Source organism: Nocardioides sp. DN36, assembly GCF_055380375.1.
In genome coordinates this window covers 2,592,210-2,611,156 of record NZ_AP043823.1, presented here as the reverse complement: position 1 = coordinate 2,611,156, position 18,947 = coordinate 2,592,210, and the positions used below count along the sequence as shown (strand labels likewise).

Genomic DNA, 18,947 nt, shown 5'->3' with positions numbered 1-18,947 from the left:
GCTCGGACTCGGCGTACCCACCCCGGGGGCGCCGTCACGCCACGCCGTCCCGCGAGTGGGCTCGAGCCCACCCATCGGCCGGTCCGGACAACCACGACCCCGTCGCGTGAGGGGTCCTGGCTCCGGACTACACCCGCGCTCCCCGCCGGTCAATAGCCCGACGACCGGGCGGCGCGCGGCCTAAGGCGTCTGGTCGGAGACCACGTCCGACCAGGCCTGCCGGGACGGCTCGTCGAGCAGCCGGTAGTCCGACTTCCCGTCACCGTTGGTGTCGAAGTAGCTCGCGAACAGCGCGCCCTCGTCCTTAAGTAGCGCGAGACCTTGAGCAGCCACGCTGCCCGGCCGGCGCCGGTGGTGTCGCCGGCTGCCAGCAGGCTGCCGAACTCGGCCATGCCCCACGGCAGCCCGGCGTTCCGGGAGGTGGCGATGGCCCGGGAGTACAGGGTGGTCGGCTCGCCGTAGACCCCGCGCTTCTCGCCGTGGTTGTAGCAGTCCCACGCCAGCACGTCGATGTCGCCGGGGGAGTAGTAGTTGGTCCAGGTGCGGCCCGACTCCGGGTTGACGGTGTAGCACATCAGGATCAGCGTGGCGCGCAGCTGCGGATTGTTCGCCTGGCGGGCCAGGCCCGCGATCCGGGCCCACGCAGCGCGGTAGTTCGCCATGGTGAATGCCCCGCGCTGGATGTCGTCCTCGGGCTCGTGCATGTAGGACCAGTAGGTGACCCGGTCCGTCGGCGCGTTGCGGAACCAGCTCAGCAGCTGGCTGTCGGCGCTGCCGCTGAGCACGGTGGTCGGTGAGATCCGGAACGAGATGATCCCGACGTGGTCGGTGAGCTTGGCGTTGAACGTGGACCAGGAGTCGGGGGCGTTGCCGTCGAAGTACCGGATCACGCCGAGGTGGCCGCCGTACCTCGACTCCGAGATCGCCAGCGCCTGCGGGAAGGTCTGCGTCCCCTGCGGCTTGACCACGTTGCCGAACGCGGTCGGGGCCGGCTCGAGAGCCGCGCCGGGGCTCGTGCTCGTGGCGAGGAGCGCGGCCACCAGCCCGGCGGCCGCGGCGAGCGTCGTACGCCGGGGTCGGGGCATCGTGCGAACGCTCATGGGCCTCCCCTGACATGGTCGTCGGCGCCACCGCGGCGCCGGCACCCAGTCCAGCGGACGCCGAGACGCCATGTCCTCGCCGAATTCGGTGGAAACGTGCCGGTGCACCGGCCACCCCCGCTCCCGGGGGAGGCCTGCGACGCTCCTATGCTTCGTCAAGCATTAGCGGCCCACTTTCAAGCAGGCGGTAGAGGTCTCGGGCGACGTAGCGAGCGAGGCAGCGTTTGATCTCGCGGCTGGTCTTTCCCTCGGCGGTGCGACGGGCGACGTAGTCGCGAGTGGATTGCTGGTACTGGATCCTGATCTGGACCACGGTGTGCAATGCCGTGTTGAGGCTCCGGTCGCCGTAACGGTTGAGCCGATACCGGGTCGTGACCTGACCACTGTTGGCCGGTATCGGTGCCACGCCGGCGAGCATCGCGAACGCCGCTTCCGAGTGGATGCGGCCGGGGTGGGACCACGCGCACAACACCGTCGCGGCGACGATCGGTCCGACGCCGAACTCCTCGAGGAGGTCTGGGCGCCAGCTGCGGATGATGGTCAGGATCGCCTTCTGCAGCTCGCGTGCCTCCTTCAACATCGCGTGCGCCCGGCGAGCCAGGGTGCGCAGCGCGACGACGGTGCTGGTCGTCTCGACATCCCACGACGACTGGACCCGCAGCTTGGCGGCGGTGTTGAGCATCGCAGCGAGCTTCTGACCACGAAACCGGACCCTGATCGGTTCGGGAGCCGCGATCACCAGGCTGAAGACCTGCTGCTGGGCCTCGGTGGAGGCATTGATCGCCGAGCGGCGAGCAGCCAAGAGCACCGAGAGTGCTTGGCGTTCGCCTCCGCTGCGGGGAGTTCCCAACCGCGGTCGAGCCATCGCTTCACGAGCGGCGCGGATCGCATCGAGGGGATCGGACTTCGCACCGTGGCGGCGCGCTGCCCGCTTGGGGCGGTCCAGCTCGATGACGATCTCCGAGGACTCCAGCAGGTGACGGCTCAACCCAGCGCCGTGGCCGCCGGTTCCCTCGATCGCCCAGGCCCGCAAGGTCGCGTGGTTGTTGGCGAACTCCACAAGTTCGGCATAGCCCTGGGCTGTCGCCTCGACGGTGATCTCGTCGAGGACACCACCGGTCGCGGTGTCGACCACGGCCGCGGAGTGGGTATGGACGTGGGTGTCCACGCCGATGACGACATCGACCACCTCACGTAGTTCGGTCAGACTGGTCATGCGTTCTCTCCTTCGCCGGACGGGACGTGGTTCCGGTCCGGAACGGAGGCTCGGCAGGACTGTGATGAGACACGCCTGGCGGGGCTAACGCCTGGTGGTCAAGCTCCTGATCAGGCCAGCTCCTCCAACCGGGCCGGGGCCGGCGACCACGAGCGGACAAGTCGCACCAAGGCACGAAGCCAGTCATTCCGGGGGTCACACCCGCAGTCACCCAGCCCACAGCCCAGCACCATCAGGCTGCGTACGCGATCCTCACAGTCATTCCGCGAGCTTTCAGCCGTGCCGTCGCATCGCCGAGTCAGTCGGGCGCGACGAGGTGGTAGAGCCGCCAGACAGCCCGGGCGGCGCACGCGGGACGGTCATGGTGCTCGGCCTCGACCCGGGTGTCGACGGTCACCTCCTCACCGCCTGCGACGTCATCGACCCGGACGACCTGGCCGACCATGCGCAGTCGGGTGCCGACAGGCACGGCCAGTGGGAACCGCACGCGGTCGTAGCCGTAGAACAGGCACTCGCCCTCCGTGAACGCCAAGGTCTGGTGGAGGAAGAACGGGATCAGGGACAGGGTCAGGTGGGCATGCACGATCGGGGCCCCGAACGGGCCGCGGGCAGCGCGTTCGGGATCGTTGTGCGCCCAGTGCCGGTCCTCGGCCACGCCGGCGAAGGCGTCGACGCGACTCTGGTCCACGGGCAGCCAGCTCGACGGGCCGAGCTGGCTGCCCGTCAGCGCGAGGACTTGATCCCGGGGGCCGACGACGAGGGCTGGTCGCGCCGTGTCGATCTCGCTCATGGGGACCTCCCGGGTCTCACCGGTGCTCGGACCTCCATGGTGGTCATGAGGCGTGAGGTCACGCATCGACCGAATGGCCTACGTCCGGTACTCAAGGAGGCGGTCGATCGCAGGGCCTGACGGGGCCGGGATCGGTCAGGGCACGAGCTGGATCTTGCCCACGCGTCCGGGCTGGTCCTGCGCCTCGAGGGCGGCGTCGACCTCGTCGAAGCCGAAGGTGCCGCCGACGGGCAGCACGACCTCGCCGGAAGCCACGCGCTCGACCACCTCGCGCAGGAGTGCGTTGCGGTGTTCCGGGTCCATCGCCTTGGAGACCGCGGAGCCCCAGAAGCCCTTGACGGTGGCCTGCTTGAAGATCACCGCGCCCGAGGGCACGAGCATGGTGCCGTCGTCCATCGCGCCGAAGGAGATGAGGGTGCCACCCTCGGCGATCACCGAGAGCAGGTCGGCGCTCGCGCTGCCGCCGACCGAGTCGACCGCGACCCGGATCGGGGCGTCGCCGGTGAGGGCGGTGACCCTCTCGCGCCAGTCGTCGCGGTCGGTCGAGACGACGTCGTCGATGCCGGCCTCGGCCAGCTCGGCCTCGCCCGCCGTACGACGAACGAGGGAGACCACCCGGATCCCGCGGGCCCTGGCGAACTGCGCCACGAGGCGGCCGACCGCGCCGTTGGAGGCGTTCTGGATCAGCCAGTCGCCGGTCTCGAGACCGGCGAAGTCGAGCAGGGAGACGGCGCTGAAGGGCATCGCCACGAGCTGCGCGGCGGCCTCGTCGGCGATCGCGTCGGGCACCGGAAGCAGGCCGGCCGCGGGGGCGGCGACCTTCTCGGCCCAGGCGCCGAAGACGCCGCCGACGACCACGCGCTGGCCGACCTCGAGGTGCGTCACTCCCTCGCCGAGCTCCTCGACGACACCGAGGGCCTCGGTGCCCGACCCGGCAGGCAGCTCCGGCTTGAAGCCGTAGCTGCCGCGGATCGTCCACAGGTCGTGGTTGTGGATCGTCGCGCGGACCACTCGGACGAGCGCCTCACCGGCGCCGGGGGTGGGGGTGGGGACCTCGGTGACCTCCAGGACGGTGGCCGGGTCGCCGAAGGTGGCGTGCGTCAGGGCGCGCATCTCGCTCCTCCTGCTGGTAGATTATGGAATGATCGTTCCACAATAACCGTCGGCACGGTCCGACCAAACCCCGCGCACCGCGGGCCCGGCATGAGACCGGTCACGCCGACGATGAGACCCCGACGATGCGAGCCTGAGGAGGAGACATGGCCCGACCCCGCGCGTTCGACACCGACCGGGCGGTCCGAGCCGCCCGCGAGGTCTTCTGGCGCCAGGGGTACGCCGAGACGTCCGTGCCCGATCTCGAGCGCGTCACCGGCCTCCGGCGCTCCAGCCTGTACGCCGCCTTCGGGTCCAAGCGCGGCCTCTTCGACGCAGCGGTGAGCAGCTACCTCGCCGACGTCGTGCGGCCTCGACTGGCCGGCCTGCTGGCCGACCCGGTCGCGCCCGGCGCGCTCGCCGACTACCTCGGCGGGCTCCACGACGCGATCGCGACGTCCCGGTCCGGCGATGACGCCCGGCTGGGCTGCCTGCTGGTCAACACCGCAGGCGCCGACCTGGTCCACGACGACTCGGTGCGTGCCGTGATCGCGGGCTACCACCACGACCTGCTCGCTGCGGTCGCGCGCGGGGTCGCCGCGGCCGCTCCCGGGCTGCCCGAGGACGGCGTACGCGCCCTGGCGACGGAGGTCGCCGGGCTGGTCGTCGCGTCGATGCTGATGAGCCGCGTCGACCACGCGGCCGCGCTCGACCTGCTCGACCTGGCGCGCTCGCGCGCGGCCGGTGCGGAGGCAGCGCCGGCGCACTGATCGCGCGGCCCGCAGCGGACGCCATTTCTTTGCCTTGTCCACAGATTCGTGAGTGACCCTCGCGGGTAGGAGCCCGTTGTCCCTAGGGTCGGGACAGCCTCACTCGGGACGGGGGTCGGCGATGGCGGTGACGGCGGCGGACGCGCACGGCGAGCTGGTCGAGATGCTCGACCAGCACGTGCGCGAGCTGGTGCGGCGCGAGGGCGTGGACCCGCAGCGCGACGCCCCCGTCGTGCGCCGTATCGCCGAGAGCGTCGTACGCGCGCACGACGAGCGCAGCCTGACCGGGGTCGTGGCACCGGTCCCCGACGTCGACGCCGTCATCGGTGAGCTGGTCGCCCGGGTCTCGGGGTTCGGCCCGCTGCAGCCGTTCCTCGACGACCCGTCGGTCGAGGAGATCTGGATCAACGATCCGAGCCGGGTCTTCGTGGCCCGCCACGGACGCCACGAGCTCACCAACCTGATGCTCACCACCGCGCAGGTCCAGGAGCTGGTCGAGCGGATGCTCAAGTCGAGCGGCCGCCGCATCGACATCAGCCAGCCGTTCGTCGACGCCATGCTGCCGCAGGGGCACCGGCTGCACGTCGTGCTGGAGGGGATCAGCCGCGGGTTCTCGGCGGTCAACATCCGCAAGTTCGTGCTGCGCGCCGCCCGGCTGCAGGACCTGGTCGAGCTCGGCAGCCTGTCGGCCCGGGCGGCGACCTTCCTCGAGGCCTCGGTGCGCGCGGGACTCAACATCCTCGTCGCCGGTGGCACCCAGGCCGGCAAGACCACGATGCTGAACTGCCTGGCCGCGGCGATCCCGGGCGGTGAGCGGGTGATCTCCGCTGAGGAGGTCTTCGAGCTGCGCTTCCCGCACCCGGACTGGGTGCCCCTGCAGACCCGGCAGTCCGGTCTCGAGGGCACCGGTGAGATCAGGCTCCGCGACCTGGTGAAGGAGAGCCTGCGAATGCGGCCGAGCCGGATCATCGTGGGGGAGGTGCGCTCCGAGGAGTGCCTCGACCTGCTGCTGGCGCTGAACGCGGGCCTGCCGGGCATGTGCACGATCCACGCGAACAGCGCCCGGGAGGCGCTGGTCAAGATGTGCACGCTGCCACTGCTGGCCGGCGAGAACATCTCGGCCCGGTTCGTGGTGCCGACGGTCGCGTCGTCGGTCGACCTGGTGGTCCATCTCGGCATCGACCACCACGGCGTCCGCCGTGTCCACGAGATCGTCGGTGTCTCCGGCCGTGCGGAGAACGACGTCATCGAGACCGAGCCGGTCTTCCGTCGCGACGGTGGCGAGCTGCGCTGGACCAACGGCATGCCTCCTCGCCCGGAGCTCTACGAGAGGGTCGGGATCGACGTGCACCGGATCCTGCGGGGGGCCGACTGATGGGTGCGCTGGTCGGGCTCGGCGTCGGGATCGGGCTGATGCTGGTGTGGTCGGCGTTCTTCGTGCCGACCCGACCCCGGACCGCGCGTCGCGCGACCGGCCGGGTCACCGAGATGCTCGCGCGGGCCGGTCTCGGACAGGTCACGGCGACCGGCTTCGTGGCGCTCTGCCTGGTCCTGGGCATCGTCTCGGCCCTGGTCATCGAGGTGGTCTCCGGGACGCCGCCGGTCGCCATCGCGTTCGGGGTCATGGGTGGCTGGTTGCCGGCGGCCGTGGTGTCCGGCCGGGCCCGACGGCGGCAGCGCGAGTTCGCCGAGGTCTGGCCCGAGGCGGTCGACAACCTCGCGTCCGCCGTACGCGCCGGCATGTCGCTCCCCGACGCGCTGGCCGCGCTCGGCACGCGCGGACCCGAGCCGTTGCGCGCGGCGTTCGACGAGTTCGCGCTCGACTACCAGGTCACGGGCCGGTTCGGCGAGTGCCTCGACCGGCTGAAGGAGCGACTGGCCGACCCGGTCGGGGACCGGGTGGTCGAGGGGCTCCGGATCGCCCGCGAGGTCGGCGGCGGCGAGCTCGGCCGGCTGCTGCGCAACCTCTCGGGCTACCTCCGCGACGAGGCGCGCACCCGCTCGGAGATGGAGTCGCGGCAGGCCTGGACGGTCAACGGCGCCCGGCTCGCCGTCGCCTCGCCGTGGCTGGTGCTGCTGTTCATGTCGTTCCAGTCCGAGGTCATCCGGCGGTACGCCTCGCCCGGCGGCGTCGCCGTCCTCGTGTTCGGGGCAGCCGCCTGTCTCGTGGCCTACCGGCTGATGATGCGTCTCGGACGGCTCCCGACCGAACGGCGGATCCTGTCGTGACGCCGGCTGCTTGGGGCGCAGTCCTCGGTGCCGTCCTGGGTGCGGGCGTGCTGCTGGTCGCGGCCCGGGTGCTCGAGCTGCGCCGGACCCAGCTCTCGGTGCGCGTGCTGCCCTACGTCCGTGACCTGCCGCAGGTCGGTCACAGCCCCGGCCTGAAGGTCGTCTCCTCCTCGCCCACCTCCGCGGCCGCGGGAGTCTTCGGGCCGGTGCTGCGCTCGGCGGCCGACACCGTGGAGAGGGTGCTCGGCGGGGCCGCGTCGGTCCGCCGGCGCCTGGAGCGCGCCGACATCGACAAGACCGTCCACGAGTTCCGTGTCGAGCAGGTGCTGTGGGGGCTCGCGGGCTTCGCGCTCGCGGCGGCGTACGGCCTGGTCAAGGCGCTCGCCGACCCGCGCGGTGCCGTGGCCTCCCTGGTGCTGTGCCTGATCGCGTTCGTCGGGGGCGTGCTCGCCCGCGACACCTACCTCTCCAGCCAGGTCAAGGAGCGGGAGCGCCGGATCCTCGCGGAGTTCCCCACCGTCGCCGAGCTGCTCGCGCTCGCGGTGGCCGCCGGCGAGAGCCCGGTCGGGGCGCTGGACCGCGTCGTACGACGCAGCGGCGGCGCGCTCTCCTCCGACCTGGCGCGGGTGCTGGCCGCGGTCCGCACCGGGGAGCCCGTCGGGGCCGCCTTCGACCGGATGGCGGCGGCGAGCGGCCTGCCGCTGGTCGCGCGGTTCGCCCAGGGCATCGCCGTCGCGGTCGAGCGGGGCACGCCGCTGGCCGAGGTGCTGCACGCCCAGGCCGCGGACGTGCGCGAGGCCGGCCGGCGCGAGCTGATCGAGGTCGCCGCCCGCAAGGAGGTCGCGATGATGGTGCCCGTCGTGTTCCTGGTGCTCCCCGTCACCGTGCTCTTCGCCTTCTGGCCCGGCGTCATCGGCCTCCACCTGACCACTCCCTGATGACTGGCCTCCTCGGAAAGGACGGATCGATGGAACACCTCTCGCTGGTGCTGACCAGGCTCTACCTCGAGGTCACCGCGCCACGCTCGCGCGACGACCGTGGCGACGTGCCCGGTTGGGTGCTGATCACGGTGATGACCGCCGGCCTCGTCATGACGATCTGGGGCGTCGCCAAGGGCCAGCTCGGCTCGATGCTGCGCGAGGCGCTCAGCTCCGTCCACAACTGACCGGTCGTGTCCGTGTCAGGCGACGGCGCGCGGACCCAGCGCGGCTCCGCGGTGGTGGACTTCGTGCTGGTCCTGGTCGTGCTGGTGCCGTTGTTCCTCGGCATCCTGCAGGTCGGGCTGGTGCTGCTCGTCCGCAACACCCTCGCCGCCGCGGCGTCCGAGGGCGCCCGGTACGCCGCCACCCAGGACCGCGGCCCGGCGGACGGAGCGGCCCGCACCCGGGAGCAGATCGGCGCCGCGGTCTCGGGCCGCTTCGCCCGCGACGTCGACGTACGCCGCGTCCTCGTCGACGGTGCGCCGGGCATCGAGGTGGTCGTGCACGCGCGCGTGCCGGCGCTGGGGATCGGCGGGCCGGCCGTCGAGCTGACGGTCTCCGGGCACGCGGTGGAGGAGGACCCGTCGTGAGGCGCCGGGGCGATGAGGGGAGCGCGCTGGTCGAGCTGACCTGGCTGGGCCTGCTGCTGCTGGTGCCGATGCTGTGGATCGTGCTCTCGGCGTTCGAGGTGCAGCGCGGTGCGTTCGCGGTCAGCGCCGCCGCCCGCGCGGCCGGGCGTGCCTACGCGCTCGCCCCGACCGACGGCGAGGGCCGCGCCCGCGCCCAGGCGGCCGCCCGGCAGGCGCTCCGCGACCAGGGCCTCGAGGGCGCTCCACTGGCGGTCGACGTGACCTGCCGGCCGTTCCCGCACGACTGCCACAACGGCACCTCCGTGATCACGGTGCGCATCCGCTCCCGCGTCGACCTCCCGCTGATCCCGAGCGCGCTGGGCGGGGGCTCACCGACGTTCGCCCTGGACGCCAGTCACACGGTCCCCATCGGTCAGTTCCAGGAGGTGCGGTGACCGGGCGGGGGGACGAGCAGGGTCAGGCCACGCTGATGATCATCGGCTTCGCGGTCGTGCTGGCGATGGTGGTGGCCCTGGTCGTCGACGCCTCCGCGGCGTACCTCCAGCGCCAGGGGCTCGACACGATCGCGGACGGTGCCGCGCTGCGCGGTGCGGACCTCGGGGCGACGGGGGAGGAGACCTACACGACCGGGGTACCCGACCAGGAGCTGCGCCTCACGCCCGCCGCGGTGCGCGCGGCGGTGCACACGTACCTCGCCGACATCGGCGCCTACGCGAAGTACCCCGGCCTCACCTTCGACGTGGGCGTTGACGGGGTACGCCGCCGGGTGACCGTGAACATCCACGCGCCGATAGACCTGCCGTTGACCGTGCCCGGCGCCCCCAGCACGGCGTCGATCGGGTCCACCGGCTCGGCCGTGGTGCAGGTGGACCAGCCGTGAGACCCTGCCCGCCCGAGGAACTGGAGGACGACGTGCCGAAGTGGCGGCCCCGGACGTGGTGGTACGTCTACATGTACGTCTGGCTCGGGCTCATGGTGTCGTGGATGCTGTGGCTGCTCCCGGGCCTGGACGGCTGGAAGCTGGCCGTGAGCGTGGCTCTCACGGCGGTCAACCTGCTGTGCATGGTCCAGATCGAGCGGGACCGCCGCCGCCGGAGCAGGGCGGAGACGGGGGCCGAGACCGGCTCGCGGCCAGGGGTGAGCCGATGAGGAGGAGCCGGTGACCGGCACCGGGATCTCCATCGCCTGGATGGCGGCCGAGTCGAACACGCTGGCCCAGGGCGTCTTCCGCCGGACGTGGTCGTGGCTGCGGTCCACCCCCGCTTGGCGGGCCTGGCTGTCCGCGAACGTCGACGACGACCTCTTCGTCGTCGTCTACGTCGAGGACCGGGCCAAGGTCATGAGCCTGCTGCGCGGGGACACCCTCAGCCACCACGTGCCCGCGGCCCACGTGCGGGCGGCACACGAGTCGCGCCACCTCACGAGCTTCGCCGCGGAGACCTACCGCGACGTGTACGCCGCCCTGGCCAGGCGACGGGGCCGGCCGGCGCCACCGCAGATCGACGAGGACGAGCTGCGGGCCGTGCCGTCCCGGCTGCCCTGATCCGAGCGCGCAGACGCTGCGGATGGTCGTCTGGATCACCCGGGGGAATGTGCAACGGGTCAACGGGGGAGCGGCGGCGGAGGCGGTCGGTGGCTGGTACGTCGACCGAGCCGGGGATGAACTTCCCGCGATCCTCAGGGTCGCCAGTCCGGCTGGTGGTCGAAGGTCGGGCTCGTGGTGACCCAGCGGACGTGGGAGCCGTTGGCGGCGGCGGTGGCGAGGCCCTCCCGGTACGTGCCGTCAGGCTTCGGCGTGGCGAGCAGGAAGACGAGCCGCTTGCCGTTCGGCGACCAAGAGAAGTCCCCAGCGCCGTATCCCTTGACCGTGTCGAGCCGGACCTTGTGCACGGGGGCGCCATCGGGATACGCGAAGTAGAGCGAGCCGCGGTGCTCGAAGGCGATCCGTCCGCCATGCGGGGACCAGTCGGCTTCACCGTCGGAGAATCCCCAGGGAGTGATCCGGTGTGCCTTGCCGCGCGTCAGGTTCTTGACGAACAGCGCACTGTTGGTGGCCTCCGGCCGGCCCGACTCCGTCCGGGTGAAGAGCAGCCGGCTCCCGTCGCCGGAGTAGTCGGTGGGGTTGTCGTCGTCCCCCGGGTTCCACGTGACCCTCCGGAGATCGCCGCCGTCGACACTGATCGTGTAGACGCCGGAAAGGCCGGGATCGGACTCTCCGAGCCCCTCGCACGCGAGCCGGTTGCCGTCGGGCCGCCAGACGAGGCAGCCGGTGAAGAGCCGGGCGGGCGCGGGCATCGGCAGGACCGTGACCCGGCCACTGTCCGGGTCCACGAGCACAGCCGCGGTCTGGCACGCAGGAGGGTCGGCGCAGGCACCGATCGCGACACGGTCGCCGTCCGGCGACCAGTGTGGGGACGTCGATGCTCCGGGGAACAGTCGACGCAGCGTGCCATCGGGCCGCCTGAGGACGGTGACGTCGTCCCCGATCCTCGGATCGAAGCGAGCGAAGACGAACCGGCCCCCGTGCGACCCGCTGGACGAGGCTCCTGCCTCAGGCGCTCCGACGATGACGAGCGAGAGGAGGACTGACAGCACGACGGCCCCGACGGCGACCAGTCGTGAAGCGGATGATGCCCGACGACTGGTAGCTCTCGGGGCGAACCCGTCTCGTCCGGCACGGACGTCGTGCCCCCGCCGGTCTGCTCCCGGGGTGGTCGTTCCGTCGGGGGTGCGGATCGTGCTGCGGTCGAGGATGTCTCCTGGTGCAGGGGTCGTGGACCCGAACACCGCGCCGGCGACCGACGCGACCCAGGTGGGAGTTCTCATGGCAGCGCGCCTTCCGCGCCGCTGACCCCCGATGCGATGAGGTTCAGTCGTGTGGCTGAGACAGCCTCGTCGGGCCATCGGCACTCGGTTCCTACCAGTCACCGCTCTCGTCGATCTGCTGTCAAGAGCTCGGGCAACACCGGTGCGCGGTGTCCTGCAGGTGCCAGCCGCGGGACCGAGGCTGCCCCCCCGGGGCACAGCCAACGGCTGCGGGCGGGCGTCCACGAACCGAGCCGCCCGTATGTGGCGATGTCCCCCCGGGTGGCGCTCCCTACGGTGGCAGGTGGGAGCCCGGGGTGAGCACGGCTGCGCCTGGAGGCGGGCATGACACGGACGGAGGAGTTCGAGAGCCTCTTCGCCGTCGAGTTCCCCGCCGTCGCCAGGACCGTCTTCCTCATCTGCCACGACCAGCAACGCGCCCAGGACGCGCTCCCTGCGGCGCGACGCGCGCCGACGTCGCGCCGAGAGCGCGCTCGAGCCCCAGGCGCCGGTCGAGCCCGGAGACCTCGACGTGCTCGCCGCCGTCCGGTCCCTGCCGGTGCGGCAGTGGGCCGCCGTGGTGCTCTTCTACTTCGAACGACGCCCGCTCGCCGAGCTGATGGGCTGCGCGCGCTCGACCGTGGGGGTGCTCCTGCACCGGGCCCGCGCGACCCTCGGCCGGCTGCTGGAGGAGGTGAGCACCGGTGGACTCCGACACGCGGATCGCTGAGGCGCTGCGCCGCGCGGGGGACGCGTTCGACGTCCGGGCCGTGACGCACAGTCCCGCTGACGAGCCGACGCGGACTGGGCGAGCGTTCTGCGCTCCTGACGACACCGGACGCTCTACGATCGTCCCCCCAGGACTCTCGGACCCAGGGAGGACACATGGTCAGCCGGACCTCGCTCGCGGCCATCCTCATCGCCCTCGCGACCACCCTCGCGCTCGCGCCCCCGGCACAGGCGGTCACCGCGGCGTCGTACTCCGCGGCGGCCGTGAAGGCCACCAACCACCACCGCGCCGAGCACGACCGGGTGCGGCTCAGGCACAGCGACTGCCTGCAGGGGTTCGCCCGCAGGCAGGCGAAGCGGATGGCCCGGCAGGAGCGGATCTACCACCAGGACCTCGGCGCGATCCTCGAGCGGTGCCGGCTGAGCATCACCGGGGAGAACGTCGCCGTCGGGTTCCCCACCGGCAAGGCCGTCGTGAACCAGGGCTGGATGAAGTCCCCGGACCACCGCGCCAACATCCTCGAGCGCCGCTACCGCCGGATCGCGGTCGCCGCGCGCCTGGGTGATGACGGCCGGTGGTACGTCTCCCAGGTCTTCGGCCGCCGCGCCTGATCGGGTCGTGTGCCCGAGAGCGCGCCAGGGCGCCTGATCGGGCACACGACCTCTCGTCACAGCCGCGTTTCGGGGAGCGTGGCCGCCTGCCGTAGGCTCGTGCCTTGTGGCAGGCCCCGACTTCGACTCCGAGATCAAGCAGCTCCAGGCGACCATGCGCACCATCGAGCAGGTGCTGGACGTGGACGCGATGCGCAAGGAGATCGCCGACCTCGGCGAGCAGGTGGCGGCGCCCGACCTGTGGGACGACCAGGACAACGCGACCCGCGTGACCGGGCGCCTCTCGGCGCTGCAGGGCGAGCTGGACCGCTTCACGGCCCTCCAGAACCGCGTCGAGGACCTCGGCATCATGGTCGAGCTCGGCCAGGAGGAGGGCGACGCGGACGCGATCGCCGAGGCAGAGTCCGAGCTGGGCAAGATCAAGAAGGCCGTCGAGGCGCTCGAGGTCCGCACCCTGCTCTCCGGCGAGTACGACGCCCGCGAGGCGCTGGTGACCATCCGCGCCGGCGCCGGTGGGGTGGACGCCGCCGACTTCGCCGAGATGCTGATGCGGATGTACGTCCGCTGGGCCGAGCAGCACAAGTACCCCGTCGAGGTGTTCGACACCTCCTACGCCGAGGAGGCGGGCCTGAAGTCCGCCACCTTCGCCATCCACGCGCCCTACGCCTACGGCACGCTGAGCGTCGAGGCCGGCACCCACCGCCTGGTCCGGATCAGCCCCTTCGACAACCAGGGCCGCCGCCAGACCAGCTTCGCCGCGGTCGAGGTCGTGCCGGTCCTCGAGCAGACCGACGAGATCGACGTTCCCGACGAGGAGATCCGCGTCGACGTCTACCGCTCCGGTGGCCCCGGGGGCCAGTCCGTCAACACCACCGACTCCGCGGTGCGCCTGACCCACATCCCCACCGGCGTGGTCGTCAGCTGCCAGAACGAGAAGAGCCAGCTGCAGAACAAGGCCAGCGCGATGGTGGTGCTCAAGGCCAAGCTGCTCGCGCTCAAGAAGGCCGAGGAGAAGGCGCACCTCGACGAGATGCGTGGCGACGTGGCCGCCAGCTGGGGCGACCAGATGCGCAACTACGTCCTCAACCCCTACCAGATCGTCAAGGACCTGCGGACCGGCTACGAGGTCGGCAACCCCAGCTCGGTCTTCGACGGCGAGCTCGACGGGTTCCTCGAGGCCGGGATCCGCTGGCGTCGTGGCGCCGAGAAGGCCGACGCCAACTAGGGGTCGCACCCGCTCTCGCTGAGGGTGGACGCGCCGAGCTCGGCTCAGCCGTCCAGCCGGCGCCGGGCGTCAGGTCAGCCCAGGAAGACCGCCGGGCAGGCAGTGGCCTCGACGCCTGCGTAGTCGGCGGCGTCCCGGTCCGGGCTGTCGTCCTCGAGCTGCTCGTCGCGGTCGGCGTCCTCGAGCACCGTCGTCGGGAGCTGGCCGGGCTCGGACCGGCGCTGGGCGCGGAACCTGGGGGAGAGGTGCATGAGCGCTCCTTGTCTCTACTGTCAGTCGTAATCCTACTGACTTAGTTGACAAATGAGCGAGTCGCGGTCGGCGTGGCCCGGGTCGCCGCTAGCAGCCCACGACGACCTCGGCGGTGCAGGCATCGCGCCCCGGACCGCCGTTCACCCGGTCCGTGCCGTCGCCGCCGTCGAGCACGTCCGGCCCGCGCCGACCCCCGAGCCGGTCCGCGCCGCCACCCCCGAGCAGCCGGTTGGGGTTGTCGTCGCCGCGCAGCTCGTCGTCGTACGCCGTGCCGGTGACGTCCTCGACCTCGATCACCGCGAACGTGCCGGCCACCGGGCTCCCCGCCGTCCCGGCAGCGAGGTCCACGGTCATCCCCTCGGTTCCGAACCAACCGCCGAAGGTGTCCCGCCCGGTGCCGCCGCGCACCGAGGGCGTCGACAGGTTCGCCTGCAGCACGTCGGCGCCCCGGCCGCCCAGCAGCCGGGGCGAGCCGAGGACCGACTCGAGGAAGTCCTGCCCCGCGCCACCCACGGCCACGCTGCGCTCCTGCACGACCAGGTGGTCGCGGCCCGCGCCACCGTCGACGCGGGAGCCGGCCATCACCTGGGCCTGGTCGGCGCCGCCGCCGAGTGCCACGTCGTCGTCGCCGCCGTTGCCGCCGAACGCGTCGGGTCCGCTCGTGCCGACGACCTGGTCGGCCCCGGGTGTTCCGTAGAACGCCTCGACGTCGGCGAAGGCGTCGCGGCCGCTGCCGCGCTCGTGGCCCGAGCCGATGTCGAGCCGCAGCCCCTCGCCGTCGAAGGAGAGGCCGTCGAAGCCGGCCCCGCCGCGGAAGGTGTCGGTGCCCGGCCCGTCGGTCACGTCGTCGTCCCCCGGTCCGCCGAGCACGAGGTCGGTGCCGCTGCCCGGCCGGATGTCGTCGGAGCCGCCACCCCCGCACACGACGTCGTCGCCGCCGGGGTCGTCGTAGTAGTCACGGCCGCCGCCGAGGGCGACGACGTCGTCGCCGGCGGTGCCGTGCACGACGTCGTCGCCGTCACCGCGCACGATGGTCGCCGTGAGGCCCCCGCAGGTGACCGCGGTCCCGGCGTGCGCCGCCGGGCCGGGCACCAGGAGCGCCGTCGAGATCGTCACGACCGCCAGTGCCGTCGCCATCGTCTGGTGCATCGGGTCCCCTCTCCCTGGTGCGACGACGGTAGGGGTCAGGAGGCCGCCGCGAGCGCCACCGCGCCGCACCAGTCGTCGGCGCGCTCGGTGAGGTCCTCCGACTCGGGCTTCGGGTCGGCCAGCGTGCAGCTGAGCCACGCGTCGCCGAAGAGCCCGTAGTAGCCCTCCTCGACGCTCTTCCTCGTCCCGCACCTGGTGGTGACCGAGAGGGACCCGAACTCCACGCGCCGGGCGGCGGCGCAGCCGGGCCGCAGTGCGTCCCGCCGCAGCTGGCGCGCCTGCTGGCGGGTGGTCGGGGGAGCGAAGACCCAGGCCCGGGCCACCCGGCCGTCGGCGCTCTCCCAGGTGCAGCCGTACTCGTGGGCTACGTCCTTGACGTCCGGGGTCAGCTGGGCGGTGTCGCCGTTCTCGTAGGACGTGTTGCTGTAGTCGGAGCTGCCCAGTGCGGCCTCGACCGCGTCGGTGCCCAGCTTCGGGCAGATCTCCTCGCGGCGTACGACAAGGGCCGTGGTGTCGATGGCGCTGAGCGGTGTCGCGGTCGGCGAGGGCGTCCCCGAGGGCTTCGGCTCGTCGTCCCCCGAGCAGGAGGTGAGGGCGACCAGGGCGAGCACGGCGACCAGCGCGGCGGGCACGAGACGGCGTACGTCGGACGCGGGCGTGGACATGGGCCTCAACATACGGCGTCGGGTGCGCTTGAATGCATCCGATGACCCTGCGCGACGACCTCCTCGCGGCTGCGACGCCCGGCCTCACCGGCCTGGGTGCGGAGCGCCGCGACGAGTTCGCCCTCCGGGTGGACCGCTGGGCCGACGACCTCGTCGACGCGCTCGCCGAGGTCTATCCCGAGCCGGAGGCGGTCGCGGCCCGCCTGGTCGGGATCGCGGCCCGCGGGTACGCCGCCCGCCCGGCCGAGCTGCACCGCCTCGACCAGCGCCGGCTGCTGCGCCCCGACTGGCTCCAGCAGCCCGGGATGTTCGGCTACGCCTGCTACGCCGAGCGGTTCGCGGGCGACCTCGCCGGCATCGGGGAGCGGCTCGACTACCTCTCCGACCTCGGGGTGACCTACCTCCACCTGATGCCGCTGCTGCAGCCGCGCGAGGGCGACAACGACGGTGGCTACGCCGTGGCCGACTACCGCACCGTCCGGCCCGACCTCGGCACCACCGAGGACCTCCGCACGCTCGCCGGCACGGTGCGCGAGCGCGGCATCAGCCTGGTCGTGGACCTGGTGCTCAACCACGTCGCCCGGGAGCACGAGTGGGCCGCGAAGGCGCGGGCGGGGGAGCCGGCCTACCGGGACTACTTCCACATCCACCCCGACCGCACCCTCCCCGACGCCTACGAGGCGACCCTGCCGGAGGTCTTCCCCGACTTCGCGCCCGGCAGCTTCACCTGGGACGACGAGGTCCAGGGCTGGGTCTGGACCACGTTCAACGAGTGGCAGTGGGACCTCGACTGGGGCAACCCCGAGGTGATGGTGGAGTTCGCCGACATCATCCTGTTCCTCGCCAACCTCGGGGTGGAGGTGCTGCGCCTGGACGCCGTGGCCTTCGTCTGGAAGCGGCTCGGCACCAGCTGCCAGAACCAGCCCGAGGTGCACGCGGTCGTGCAGGCGCTGCGCACCGTGGCGCGGATCGCGGCCCCGGCGCTGGCCTTCAAGGCCGAGGCGATCGTCGGCCCCCGCGACCTCGTGCAGTACCTCGGCCTCGGTCGGCACGCCGGGCGCACCAGCGACCTCGCGTACCACAACAGCCTGATGGTGCAGGTGTGGTCGATGCTGGCGACGGGCGAGACCGTGCTCGCCCGGCACGCCCTGGCCGCGCTGCCGCCCACCCCCGCGACCGGGACCTGGATCACCTACGTCCGCTGCCACGACGACATCGGCTGGGCGATCGACGACGGCGACGCCGCCGGGGTGGGGCTGAGCGGCGGCGGCCACCGGCGGTTCCTCGCGGACTGGTACTCCGGCGAGTTCCCGGGCTCCTGGGCCGACGGGCTGGTCTTCCAGCACAACCCGGAGACGGGGGACAAGCGGATCAGCGGCACCGCCGCCTCCCTGGTCGGGCTGGGCGCCGACCCGACCGCGGGGCTGGCCCGGATCTTCCTCGCCCACGCGGTCGTGGCCGGCTGGGGCGGGGTCCCGGTGATCTGGAGCGGCGACGAGCTCGGCCAGCCCAACGATCCCCACTGGGCCGACGAGCCCGGCCACGAGGACGACAACCGGTGGGCCCACCGGCCCCGCCTCGACTGGGAGCGCGCCGAGCGGCGCCACGACCTGCGCAGCGTGCCCGGCCGGGTCTTCGGCGGTGTGGCCCACCTCGCGCGGGTGCGGGCGTCGCTGCCGCAGCTGCACGCCTCCGCCCCGCTGCAGGTGCTCACCGACACCGACGACGGCATCCTGGCGGTCGTCCGCCACCACCCGAGCGGACCGATGGTCGGCCTCTACAACGTGACGGCCACGCCGCGGCCGTTCCCGATGCACCGGCTGGAGCAGGCCGGCCTCACCCGCCCGTACGACGCCCTCGGCGCCCACGCGGTGACGGCCGGGGCCGACGGCGTGGTGTGGCTGCCGCCGTACGCCGCATGGTGGGTCGTCGACAGCCCGTCGTGACCGGGACGTGACCCCGGCCACGCCTGCCCGCGGGCATCCCTGCACTCTCAGGAATCTCGACTACCCTCGATCCACGTGATTCGTTTCGAGAAGGTCACCAAGACCTATCCCGGCATGGGAAGCCCTGCCCTCGACCAGGTGACGGTCGACGTGGAGAAGGGCGAGTTCGTCTTCCTCGTCGGGGCCTCGGGGTCCGGCAAGTCCACGTTCCTGCGCCTGATCCTCCGCGAGTACCGCCCCACCTCGGGTCGCGTGTACGTCGCCGGCAAGGAGATCAACCGGCTCGCCGCGTGGAAGGTGCCGCGCCTGCGCCGCTCGATCGGCACCGTCTTCCAGGACTTCCGGCTGCTGCCCAACAAGACCGTGAGCGAGAACGTCGCGTTCGCGCTGCAGGTCATCGGCCGGACGAAGTCCGAGATCGCGGACCTGGTCCCCGAGACGCTCGAGCTGGTCGGGCTCGAGGGCAAGGGTGACCGGATGCCCGACGAGCTCTCGGGCGGCGAGCAGCAGCGGGTCGCGATCGCGCGGGCCTTCGTCAACCGCCCGCAGATCCTCATCTGCGACGAGCCCACCGGAAACCTGGACCCTACGACGTCGGTGGGCATCATGAAGCTCCTCGACCGGATCAACCGCACCGGCACCACTGTGCTGATGGCGACCCACGACGCCGGGATCGTCGACCAGATGCGCAAGCGCGTCATCGAGCTCGACGACGGCCGCGTCATCCGCGACCAGGCGCAGGGCGTCTACGGCTTCCAGCACTGATCGACCGACTCCCAGTCCACCTCCCCAGAGCA

The 18,947-nt window shown here is 72.2% G+C and carries 23 protein-coding genes; 15 read left to right on the top strand and 8 right to left on the bottom strand.

What is annotated here, in order from left to right; genetic code table 11:
- Nucleotides 1-149: 149 nt before the first annotated feature.
- The 4 genes from ACZ43H_RS13445 to ACZ43H_RS13430 all read right to left on the bottom strand — a co-directional run bounded on the left by ACZ43H_RS13445 (nucleotide 150) and on the right by ACZ43H_RS13430 (nucleotide 4,219).
- Nucleotides 150-1,100 (bottom strand): hypothetical protein, encoded by a 951-nt coding sequence (locus tag ACZ43H_RS13445; protein ID WP_464583527.1) that lies wholly within the window; start codon nucleotides 1,098-1,100, stop codon nucleotides 150-152.
- A gap of 145 nt (nucleotides 1,101-1,245) precedes the next feature.
- Complete coding sequence (locus ACZ43H_RS13440) at nucleotides 1,246-2,316, bottom strand: IS110 family RNA-guided transposase (RefSeq protein ID WP_464583525.1); 1,071 nt, start codon at nucleotides 2,314-2,316, stop codon at nucleotides 1,246-1,248.
- A 298-nt stretch (nucleotides 2,317-2,614) separates the two neighbouring features.
- A complete protein-coding gene (locus ACZ43H_RS13435) occupies nucleotides 2,615-3,106 on the bottom strand; it encodes a MaoC family dehydratase (protein ID WP_464583523.1) in 492 nt (163 codons plus the stop codon).
- Nucleotides 3,107-3,241: 135 nt separating this feature from the next.
- Nucleotides 3,242-4,219, bottom strand: coding sequence for a zinc-binding dehydrogenase (locus ACZ43H_RS13430; protein WP_464583521.1), 978 nt, complete (start codon nucleotides 4,217-4,219; stop codon nucleotides 3,242-3,244).
- Between the two features lie 146 nt (nucleotides 4,220-4,365).
- On the opposite strand from ACZ43H_RS13430, the gene ACZ43H_RS13425 reads away from it, so the two are divergent.
- From ACZ43H_RS13425 to ACZ43H_RS13380, 10 genes are all read left to right on the top strand, one after another.
- A complete protein-coding gene (locus ACZ43H_RS13425) occupies nucleotides 4,366-4,968 on the top strand; it encodes a TetR/AcrR family transcriptional regulator (protein WP_464583519.1) in 603 nt (200 codons plus the stop codon).
- A 121-nt stretch (nucleotides 4,969-5,089) separates the two neighbouring features.
- On the top strand, nucleotides 5,090-6,343 hold the full coding sequence (locus ACZ43H_RS13420; RefSeq protein ID WP_464583517.1) for a CpaF family protein: 1,254 nt from the start codon (nucleotides 5,090-5,092) through the stop codon (nucleotides 6,341-6,343).
- Complete coding sequence (locus ACZ43H_RS13415) at nucleotides 6,343-7,197, top strand: type II secretion system F family protein (RefSeq protein WP_464583515.1); 855 nt, start codon at nucleotides 6,343-6,345, stop codon at nucleotides 7,195-7,197. Before ACZ43H_RS13420 ends, ACZ43H_RS13415 begins: the two co-directional genes overlap by 1 nt.
- Nucleotides 7,194-8,135, top strand: coding sequence for a type II secretion system F family protein (locus tag ACZ43H_RS13410; RefSeq protein ID WP_464583513.1), 942 nt, complete (start codon nucleotides 7,194-7,196; stop codon nucleotides 8,133-8,135). Before ACZ43H_RS13415 ends, ACZ43H_RS13410 begins: the two co-directional genes overlap by 4 nt.
- A 29-nt stretch (nucleotides 8,136-8,164) precedes the next feature.
- Nucleotides 8,165-8,362, top strand: coding sequence for a hypothetical protein (locus ACZ43H_RS13405; RefSeq protein WP_464583511.1), 198 nt, complete (start codon nucleotides 8,165-8,167; stop codon nucleotides 8,360-8,362).
- A 6-nt stretch (nucleotides 8,363-8,368) separates the two neighbouring features.
- A complete protein-coding gene (locus ACZ43H_RS13400) occupies nucleotides 8,369-8,767 on the top strand; it encodes a TadE/TadG family type IV pilus assembly protein (protein ID WP_464583509.1) in 399 nt (132 codons plus the stop codon).
- The gene (locus ACZ43H_RS13395; RefSeq protein ID WP_464583507.1) at nucleotides 8,764-9,201 is read left to right on the top strand and encodes a hypothetical protein; all 438 of its coding nucleotides are present in this window, start codon (nucleotides 8,764-8,766) and stop codon (nucleotides 9,199-9,201) included. Before ACZ43H_RS13400 ends, ACZ43H_RS13395 begins: the two co-directional genes overlap by 4 nt.
- Nucleotides 9,198-9,647, top strand: a complete 450-nt coding sequence (locus tag ACZ43H_RS13390; RefSeq protein ID WP_464583505.1) for a pilus assembly protein TadG-related protein — start codon at nucleotides 9,198-9,200, stop codon at nucleotides 9,645-9,647. The genes ACZ43H_RS13395 and ACZ43H_RS13390 overlap by 4 nt, the downstream gene beginning before the upstream one ends.
- A 32-nt stretch (nucleotides 9,648-9,679) precedes the next feature.
- Nucleotides 9,680-9,916 carry a hypothetical protein gene (locus ACZ43H_RS13385; RefSeq protein WP_464583503.1) on the top strand — a complete coding sequence of 79 codons (237 nt, stop codon included), beginning with the start codon at nucleotides 9,680-9,682 and terminating at the stop codon, nucleotides 9,914-9,916.
- Nucleotides 9,917-9,926: 10 nt separating this feature from the next.
- Nucleotides 9,927-10,310, top strand: a complete 384-nt coding sequence (locus tag ACZ43H_RS13380) for a hypothetical protein (RefSeq protein WP_464583501.1) — start codon at nucleotides 9,927-9,929, stop codon at nucleotides 10,308-10,310.
- Nucleotides 10,311-10,444: 134 nt separating this feature from the next.
- Here ACZ43H_RS13380 and ACZ43H_RS13375 read toward each other — a convergent pair whose 3' ends face one another.
- Nucleotides 10,445-11,062: a TolB family protein gene (locus ACZ43H_RS13375; RefSeq protein WP_464583499.1), complete on the bottom strand. Its 618-nt coding sequence runs from the start codon at nucleotides 11,060-11,062 to the stop codon at nucleotides 10,445-10,447.
- 1,042 nt (nucleotides 11,063-12,104) lie between these two features.
- Here ACZ43H_RS13375 and ACZ43H_RS13370 point away from each other — a divergent pair.
- The 3 genes from ACZ43H_RS13370 to prfB all read left to right on the top strand — a co-directional run bounded on the left by ACZ43H_RS13370 (nucleotide 12,105) and on the right by prfB (nucleotide 14,138).
- A complete protein-coding gene (locus tag ACZ43H_RS13370; protein WP_464583497.1) occupies nucleotides 12,105-12,302 on the top strand; it encodes an RNA polymerase sigma factor in 198 nt (65 codons plus the stop codon).
- A gap of 155 nt (nucleotides 12,303-12,457) precedes the next feature.
- Nucleotides 12,458-12,913 carry a CAP domain-containing protein gene (locus ACZ43H_RS13365; protein ID WP_464583495.1) on the top strand — a complete coding sequence of 152 codons (456 nt, stop codon included), beginning with the start codon at nucleotides 12,458-12,460 and terminating at the stop codon, nucleotides 12,911-12,913.
- Between the two features lie 106 nt (nucleotides 12,914-13,019).
- Entirely contained in the window at nucleotides 13,020-14,138 is a 1,119-nt protein-coding gene (gene prfB / locus ACZ43H_RS13360) for a peptide chain release factor 2 (RefSeq protein WP_464583493.1), read from the top strand.
- 74 nt (nucleotides 14,139-14,212) lie between these two features.
- On the opposite strand, the gene ACZ43H_RS13355 is transcribed toward prfB, so the two are convergent.
- The 3 genes from ACZ43H_RS13355 to ACZ43H_RS13345 all read right to left on the bottom strand — a co-directional run bounded on the left by ACZ43H_RS13355 (nucleotide 14,213) and on the right by ACZ43H_RS13345 (nucleotide 16,204).
- Nucleotides 14,213-14,389: a hypothetical protein gene (locus tag ACZ43H_RS13355; RefSeq protein ID WP_464583491.1), complete on the bottom strand. Its 177-nt coding sequence runs from the start codon at nucleotides 14,387-14,389 to the stop codon at nucleotides 14,213-14,215.
- 88 nt (nucleotides 14,390-14,477) lie between these two features.
- Nucleotides 14,478-15,539: a calcium-binding protein gene (locus ACZ43H_RS13350; RefSeq protein WP_464583489.1), complete on the bottom strand. Its 1,062-nt coding sequence runs from the start codon at nucleotides 15,537-15,539 to the stop codon at nucleotides 14,478-14,480.
- A 35-nt stretch (nucleotides 15,540-15,574) separates the two neighbouring features.
- A complete protein-coding gene (locus tag ACZ43H_RS13345) occupies nucleotides 15,575-16,204 on the bottom strand; it encodes a hypothetical protein (RefSeq protein ID WP_464583487.1) in 630 nt (209 codons plus the stop codon).
- Between the two features lie 41 nt (nucleotides 16,205-16,245).
- Between ACZ43H_RS13345 and ACZ43H_RS13340 the strand changes: the two genes are divergently transcribed.
- Nucleotides 16,246-18,150: an alpha-amylase family protein gene (locus tag ACZ43H_RS13340; RefSeq protein WP_464583485.1), complete on the top strand. Its 1,905-nt coding sequence runs from the start codon at nucleotides 16,246-16,248 to the stop codon at nucleotides 18,148-18,150.
- A gap of 75 nt (nucleotides 18,151-18,225) precedes the next feature.
- The gene (gene ftsE, locus ACZ43H_RS13335) at nucleotides 18,226-18,915 is read left to right on the top strand and encodes a cell division ATP-binding protein FtsE (protein ID WP_379181350.1); all 690 of its coding nucleotides are present in this window, start codon (nucleotides 18,226-18,228) and stop codon (nucleotides 18,913-18,915) included.
- The last annotated feature ends 32 nt before the right edge of the window (nucleotides 18,916-18,947 follow it).

Coding starts and splice junctions, on each gene's coding strand:
- ACZ43H_RS13445 (WP_464583527.1), bottom strand. CDS start 1,100: ATGAGCGTTCGCACGATGCCCCGACCCCGGCGTACGACGCTCGCCGCG.
- ACZ43H_RS13440 (WP_464583525.1), bottom strand. CDS start 2,316: ATGACCAGTCTGACCGAACTACGTGAGGTGGTCGATGTCGTCATCGGC.
- ACZ43H_RS13435 (WP_464583523.1), bottom strand. CDS start 3,106: ATGAGCGAGATCGACACGGCGCGACCAGCCCTCGTCGTCGGCCCCCGG.
- ACZ43H_RS13430 (WP_464583521.1), bottom strand. CDS start 4,219: ATGCGCGCCCTGACGCACGCCACCTTCGGCGACCCGGCCACCGTCCTG.
- ACZ43H_RS13425 (WP_464583519.1), top strand. CDS start 4,366: ATGGCCCGACCCCGCGCGTTCGACACCGACCGGGCGGTCCGAGCCGCC.
- ACZ43H_RS13420 (WP_464583517.1), top strand. CDS start 5,090: ATGGCGGTGACGGCGGCGGACGCGCACGGCGAGCTGGTCGAGATGCTC.
- ACZ43H_RS13415 (WP_464583515.1), top strand. CDS start 6,343: ATGGGTGCGCTGGTCGGGCTCGGCGTCGGGATCGGGCTGATGCTGGTG.
- ACZ43H_RS13405 (WP_464583511.1), top strand. CDS start 8,165: ATGGAACACCTCTCGCTGGTGCTGACCAGGCTCTACCTCGAGGTCACC.
- ACZ43H_RS13375 (WP_464583499.1), bottom strand. CDS start 11,062: ATGCCCGCGCCCGCCCGGCTCTTCACCGGCTGCCTCGTCTGGCGGCCC.
- ACZ43H_RS13365 (WP_464583495.1), top strand. CDS start 12,458: ATGGTCAGCCGGACCTCGCTCGCGGCCATCCTCATCGCCCTCGCGACC.
- ACZ43H_RS13355 (WP_464583491.1), bottom strand. CDS start 14,389: ATGCACCTCTCCCCCAGGTTCCGCGCCCAGCGCCGGTCCGAGCCCGGC.
- ACZ43H_RS13350 (WP_464583489.1), bottom strand. CDS start 15,539: ATGCACCAGACGATGGCGACGGCACTGGCGGTCGTGACGATCTCGACG.
- ACZ43H_RS13345 (WP_464583487.1), bottom strand. CDS start 16,204: ATGTCCACGCCCGCGTCCGACGTACGCCGTCTCGTGCCCGCCGCGCTG.
- ACZ43H_RS13340 (WP_464583485.1), top strand. CDS start 16,246: ATGACCCTGCGCGACGACCTCCTCGCGGCTGCGACGCCCGGCCTCACC.